Below are 6,135 nucleotides of genomic sequence, written 5' to 3'. Positions count from 1 at the left end.
CGTCCGCTCGCCGACGCCGCCGAAGACCGAATAGCCGCCGTGCTTCATGGCAACGTTGTTGATCAGCTCCATCAAGATAACGGTCTTGCCGACGCCCGCGCCGCCGAAGAGCCCGATCTTCCCGCCGCGGGCGTACGGCGCGAGCAGATCGACGACTTTGATGCCGGTCTCGAAGGCCTGAACTTTGGTGTCCTGATCGACGAACTCCGGAGTCGGACGGTGGATAGGATATTTTTTTTTGGCGTTAATCGGAGCGCCTTCATCCACGGGCTCGCCGATGACGTTAATAATCCGTCCCAGCGTCTCCTCCCCGACCGGAACCGTAATTCCCTCGCCGGTGTCCATCACGTCGATCCCGCGAACGAGTCCCTCGGTCGCGTCCATCGCGACGCACCGGACCGTGTTCTCGCCCAGGTGCTGCGCCACTTCGAGCACGAGATTCCACTGGGCGTCGCTGATCGCCGGGTTGCTCACCTTGAGCGCGTTGTAGATCGGCGGCAGCGCGCCGTCGGAGAACTCGACGTCGACGACCGCGCCCAAGACCTGCGTTACCTTCCCCGTACTCATAGTTCCCTATCCTCCAATTCCTTACTTCAGCGCTTCCGCCGTGCCGACGATCTCCATCAGCTCGCGCGTGATCGACGCTTGCCGCGCCCGGTTCATCTGCAAGGTGAGCGCGCCCATCATTTTCGCGGCGTTGGTGGTCGCGGAATCCATCGCGGTCATGCGCGCGCCGTGCTCGCTCGCGGTGGCTTCCAGGAGCGCGCGGTAAAGCGCGACCTCGACGACCTTGGGCAACAGGCTCGCGAGCAACGCCGCGGCGTTGGGCTCGATCAAATATTCGGTCGGCTGTTGCGGTTTTTCGCTGTCAGCTACCGACACGGGCAAAAGCTTTTCCAGCGTGGGGACCTGGGAGAGCGCCGAGCGAAAACGGCTGTAGAGAATATATACCGCGTCGGTCTCGCACCGGACGAACCGCCCGATCGCTTTCTCGGCGATCTGGCAGGCAAGCTCCTCGGCCGCAACGGCAAGAATGTTCACGTACCGGTCGGCGATGGCGGCCTTGCGCCGGCGAAAATAGTCCGCGCCCTTGCGCCCGACGAGCACGAGCTGGATCTCTTTGCCGGCGCCGTCGCGCCGGATAAACGCCTCGGCCGCGCGAATCAGATTGGCGTTGTACCCGCCGCAAAGACCCCGATCCGAAGTCAGGAGCAGGAGATCGATCCTCTTCTCGTCGCACGCGCCGAGCATCGGATGCGCTTCGCGCGATACCCCGGCGACCAGGTTCTTGAACAACTCGGACATCTTCTCGGCATAGGGACGCGCCTCGACCGCGGCTTCCTGCGCCCGGCGTAGCTTCGCCGCGGCGACCATTTTCATCGCCTTGGTGATCTGCTGCGTGTTGCGGATCGAGCCGATCCGCTTGCGTATCGCTTTGAGCGTCGCCATCGTTACAGTTTCGAGTTTCGGGTTCCGAGTTCCGAGTTAAGTTGAACCGAAACGGTCACGCCTTGAATACCCCTTTGAACTCTTCCAGCGCGTTCTTCAGCTTGGCGCGGAGGTCGTTGTCCAATTCCCGCTTCTTCAGAATGTCGGCGAAAATATCCGGGTGTCTCGACTCGACGAAGGAATAAAGCTCCTGCTCGTATTTCTTGAGCGCCGCCGCCGGCAGCTCATCGACGAAGCCGTTCGTGCCGGCGAAGATGATCAAGACCTGCTTCTCGACGGGGAGCGGCTCGTACTGACCCTGTTTCAAAAGCTCGACCAACCGGCTGCCGCGATTGAGCTGTCGCTGGGTCGCCTGGTCCAAGTCCGAGCCGAACTGGGCGAACGCCGCCATCTCGCGGTACTGGGCGAGCTCGAGGCGCAGCGTGCCCGCGACCTGCTTCATCGCCTTGATCTGCGCGTTGCCGCCGACGCGGGAGACCGAGATGCCGACGTTGATCGCCGGCCGGACGCCGGAATAAAAGAGATCGCTTTCCAAAAAAATCTGGCCGTCGGTGATGGAGATAACGTTGGTGGGGATGTAAGCGGAAACGTCGCCCGCTTGGGTTTCGATGATCGGCAGCGCCGTGAGCGAGCCGCCGCCGCGCGCGTCGGATAGCTTGGCGGCGCGCTCCAACAACCGCGAGTGGAGATAGAAGACGTCGCCGGGAAACGCCTCGCGGCCGGGCGGGCGCCGCAGCAGCAGAGAAAGCTGGCGATACGCGACGGCATGCTTCGATAGATCGTCGTAGATAAGCAGCGCGTGGCCGCCGTTGTCGCGGATCTGCTCGCCCATCGTGCAGCCGCTGTAAGGCGCGATGTACTGGAGTGGCGCCGACTCGGAAGCGGTCGCTGCGACGACGATCGTGTACTCCATCGCGCCGGCTTCTCGGAGCTTGTCGACGACCTGAGCGACCGTCGAGCGTTTTTGGCCGATGGCGACGTAGATGCAGATGACGTTGCCGCCTTTCTGGTTGATGATGGTGTCGATCGCGACGGCGGTCTTCCCCGTCTGGCGGTCGCCGATGATCAGCTCGCGCTGCCCGCGCCCGATGGGGATCATCGCGTCGATGGCCTTGAGCCCGGTCTGCAGCGGTTCCTTCACCGGCTGGCGTGCGACGATGCCCGGCGCTTTGATCTCGATGCGGCGTCTTTCCTTAGTATCGATGGGTCCTCTGCCGTCGATGGCTTCGCCGAGGGCGTTGACCACGCGCCCGACCAGCGCTTTGCCGACCGGCACTTCGGCGATCCTGCCGGTGCGCTTGACGGTGTCGCCTTCTTTGATCAGATGCGTCTCGCCGAACAGCGCCGTGCCGACATTGTCCTCTTCGAGGTTGAGCGCGACGCCGTAAATCCCGTGCGGAAACTCGAGCAGCTCGCCGGCGGCGACTTTGTCGAGCCCGTAGACGCGCGCGATACCGTCGCCGGTGGAGATCACCGTGCCGACCTCCTGAACCTCGACGGCCTTGTCGTAGTTCTCGATCTGCTCTTTGATGATGCGGCTTATCTCCGCCGTCCCAATCTCCATGTTTCCTCCTAGTGCCGGCGCAATAAACTTCGCCTAACTTCGCTCTCGTTATGATCTAACGAGCGTCATCCGAAGGAGCGAGCCGTGAAGGACGCGGCGCCCGGAATGGCTTGCTCCGAGGACGGCGCTGAACAAGCGGGCTAGTACCCGCGCTCGACGCGCTGTTTCATGTTCTCAAGCTGCGTGCGCACGCTGCCGTCGTAGATCTTGCCTTCGAGATGAATCACGACTCCGCCGATCAAGCTTGAATCGGTTTCCTGCTGTATGACCACCCGCTTGCCGGAAATTTTCTCCAGCGCCGCGCGGAGCCGGTTGAGATCGCCGTCACCGAGCGGGCCGGCGGCGATAACGCGCGCCTCCGCCTGGCCTTTTTTCTCGTCGAGAAGACGGCGGTAGCGCTCGACGATCGCCGGGCAATAACTCAGCCGGTCGCGCTCGACCAGGAGCGACAAAAAATGAGTGGCGAGCGGCGAGAGCTGTAAATGACGGGCGATCTCGGCGACGATTTTTCTCCGGCTACCGGCGGCGAAGGCGGGGTTATTGAGGACGCTGTTCAAGGCGGGATCTTGAAACGCCGCGGCAAAGCTTTCGATTTCCTTCCCGACCTCTTCTTCCCTCCGCTCAGCGAGGGCCAGCTCGAACAGGGCTTTGGCATAGCGCCGGCTGAGGCTGCCACCGATCATCGCGCCGCTCCTACTTCCGTCAAGAATTCCGCTACCATCCGCTTCTGATCGGCGGCGCTGAAGTTCTGCTGGATGATTTTCTCGGCGGCCGCGCGGGCGACATCGACGATCTCCCGCCTGAGCCCTTGTCGCGCCAGCCTGACCTCCTGCTCGGCGAGCAGATCGGCGTCCGACTTGATCCTCGCGGCGATCTCCTGGGCCTCGGCCAGAAGCTTGGCCTTTTCCCTTTCGCCGACCGCGCGGAGCGATTCCCGAATCCCCCGCGTCTCCTCGGCGAGGCGAGCCAAGCGACTTTTGTAATCGCGCGCGAGCGCGTCGGCGCGTTGTTTGGCTTCATCCGCCTCGCGGATGGAGGCGGCGATTCCCTCGCGCCGCGACCTCAAATAGTCGCCGACCAGAGGCAATCCAAACCGCTTGATGAGGTAGAGAAAGATGAGAAAGTTGATGAGGGGAAAAACAAGCTCGGTCACCGAGGCCGCGTGCTCCTCGGCCGCGACGGCGGGCATGGCCCAGACCAGAGATAAGAAGAGCGCGGCAAAAACAATCATGCGATCTTCCTTCCCAGGACCTTTTCCGCCATCAGCCGCGCGATCGCCGCCGCCTCTTGAAGCGTCAGCTCGCGGCCCTTGGCGATCTCTTTGTGAATTTCTTCGCGCACTGCGGCCAATTTCTCCGCCGCCTGCGTACGCGACTCGGCCAGCAGCCGTTCGCGCGTCCTGCGCGTTTCCTGAAGAATCGTCTCTTTGACCGCGGCGCCCTCTTCGTTGGCCTTGGCGATAGCGCTCTCGTATTCGGCACGCAGCCGCTCCGCTTCAGCCGTGAGCGACGCGGCGGCGGCCTTGAGCCCCTCGGTTCTTTTCTCTCTCTCTTCCAGCAACGCGATAAACGGCTTGAAGAGAAACCTGGCCAATAGAAACCAAAGCGCCAGAAAGGCGACGATCTGAATCAGAACCGTGGCTATGGAATCGAGAGCAATCATAAGTCAGCAGTCGGCGGACAAACCCACTTGTAATGCGTTTCCCCAAGCGCGCGGGCTCGTTAGGAACGAACCCCTATCCACAAACAGGTGGAATGGACCTAGAATGCGGGCAAAGGCAAGCGGCGCAGCGAAACCTATTTTTCCAATTTCGTCGCGAGCTTCGGAGAGCCGCTCTCAAAGAGCTCACTGCTCGAACTCGGCGGAAGCGGAACCTCGCGCTTTTTCCCGGCGCCGCTCATGGCGCAACGTCCCTCGAAAGCGACACCCTCGGCGACGACCAGCCGGGGAGCTTCGATGTTTCCCAAGAGGCGCGCCGGCGCGCCCAGCTCGACCTTCTCCTTGGCGGTGACATCGCCTTCGACGTGGCCATAGATCACGACCACCTCGCCGGAGACTTTGGCCCGAATTTCCGCTCCTTCTCCGATCGTCAACCGGCCGTGGCACAAGATCTCTCCATCCACGTGGCCGTCGATTCTGGTCGCGCCGTGGAAGGTCAACTGCCCGGTAACTCGACTCCCTTTGTAAAGGCAAGCGACCAAATCCGCGGACAAATCCGCCGGGACTCCATCGCTCAATCCAAAAGATCCCGGCGTCGGACTGGGCCGACCTTTGAACGACGCCCCTTCTGAGCGCGGGCTGCGACCAAACCAGGCCATGACGATGAGAACTCGCGTTAAACGGATTTTTCTATAACATCCGGGATGGCGGTTGTCAAAAGAGACGGCCGTAATTTTCCAGGTTTTTCGAGCTTAAGCGAGATACTTAGAGTCGATCATTTCGATCAGAGTCCTGGAGTTTCGAATCGCGTACGCCTCAGCGTCGTTGTTGAAGTAAATATAAACATCCCTTCCCTCTCGTGTCAGTTTCGTGGCGAGTCCGGCATCCTCTCTGAGCTGCGCGTCGCCGTAGCATGAAGCGTAGCGCGCGGCCCGGCCGTGGCGCCGGATGTAAGCGAAGGGACCGACGACGGGAATCTCGCGTCCGGCGTCGAGCCAGTCGGCGAGACAGACGGTCCAGCCGGCTTTGTCCACCGCGTCGTAGACTTCCTCCGTGAACCAGCTCTCGTGGCGGAATTCGAGGGCGATCTTGATCGTCCTGCGGCGGCTGAGCGTGCGGATCAATCCTTTCAGACGATCCAAGTCGATCTTCATTTGCGGCGGGAGCTGAAAGAGCAGCGGACCCAGCTTTTTTCCCAGCCGGGACGAATTTTTAAGAAAAAGCTGGACGCTCTCTCTGGGATCCTTCAGCCGCTTGATGTGCGTGATGAAGCGGCTCACCTTCACGGCAAAGATAAAATCGGCCGGCGTTTTTTTCGCCCAGGCGGCGAATGTTTCCGGCGCCGGCAGGCGATAGAAGCTGTTGTTGATCTCGACCGTGCCGAAGCGACGCGCATAAAAATCGAGCCATTCGCTCTGCGGACAAGAGGGTGGGTAAAACGCGCCGTTCATCCAGTGCTTGTA

The 6,135-nt window shown here is 61.5% G+C and carries 8 protein-coding genes; all 8 read right to left on the bottom strand.

What is annotated here, in order from left to right:
- The coding region (locus tag VGL70_00090) for a F0F1 ATP synthase subunit beta (GenBank protein ID HEY3301910.1) at positions 1-567 on the bottom strand (567 nt) is incomplete at its 3' end.
- A gap of 21 nt (positions 568-588) precedes the next feature.
- On the bottom strand, positions 589-1,449 hold the full coding sequence (gene atpG / locus VGL70_00085) for an ATP synthase F1 subunit gamma (protein HEY3301909.1): 861 nt from the start codon (positions 1,447-1,449) through the stop codon (positions 589-591).
- Positions 1,450-1,504: 55 nt separating this feature from the next.
- Positions 1,505-3,013 carry a F0F1 ATP synthase subunit alpha gene (atpA, locus tag VGL70_00080; protein HEY3301908.1) on the bottom strand — a complete coding sequence of 503 codons (1,509 nt, stop codon included), beginning with the start codon at positions 3,011-3,013 and terminating at the stop codon, positions 1,505-1,507.
- Between the two features lie 140 nt (positions 3,014-3,153).
- On the bottom strand, positions 3,154-3,696 hold the full coding sequence (atpH, locus tag VGL70_00075) for an ATP synthase F1 subunit delta (GenBank protein ID HEY3301907.1): 543 nt from the start codon (positions 3,694-3,696) through the stop codon (positions 3,154-3,156).
- The gene (locus VGL70_00070) at positions 3,693-4,244 is read right to left on the bottom strand and encodes an ATP synthase F0 subunit B (protein HEY3301906.1); all 552 of its coding nucleotides are present in this window, start codon (positions 4,242-4,244) and stop codon (positions 3,693-3,695) included. The genes atpH and VGL70_00070 overlap by 4 nt, the downstream gene beginning before the upstream one ends.
- Positions 4,241-4,675: an ATP synthase F0 subunit B gene (locus VGL70_00065; protein ID HEY3301905.1), complete on the bottom strand. Its 435-nt coding sequence runs from the start codon at positions 4,673-4,675 to the stop codon at positions 4,241-4,243. The genes VGL70_00070 and VGL70_00065 overlap by 4 nt, the downstream gene beginning before the upstream one ends.
- Before the next feature lie 134 nt (positions 4,676-4,809).
- The gene (locus VGL70_00060) at positions 4,810-5,250 is read right to left on the bottom strand and encodes a polymer-forming cytoskeletal protein (protein HEY3301904.1); all 441 of its coding nucleotides are present in this window, start codon (positions 5,248-5,250) and stop codon (positions 4,810-4,812) included.
- Positions 5,251-5,424: 174 nt separating this feature from the next.
- The coding region (locus VGL70_00055; protein ID HEY3301903.1) for a DUF72 domain-containing protein at positions 5,425-6,135 on the bottom strand (711 nt) is incomplete at its 5' end.

The organism is Candidatus Binatia bacterium, assembly GCA_036504975.1.
GTDB lineage: Bacteria > Desulfobacterota > Binatia > UBA9968 > UBA9968 > JAJPJQ01.
This window is presented reverse-complemented; position numbering and strand designations above follow the sequence as displayed.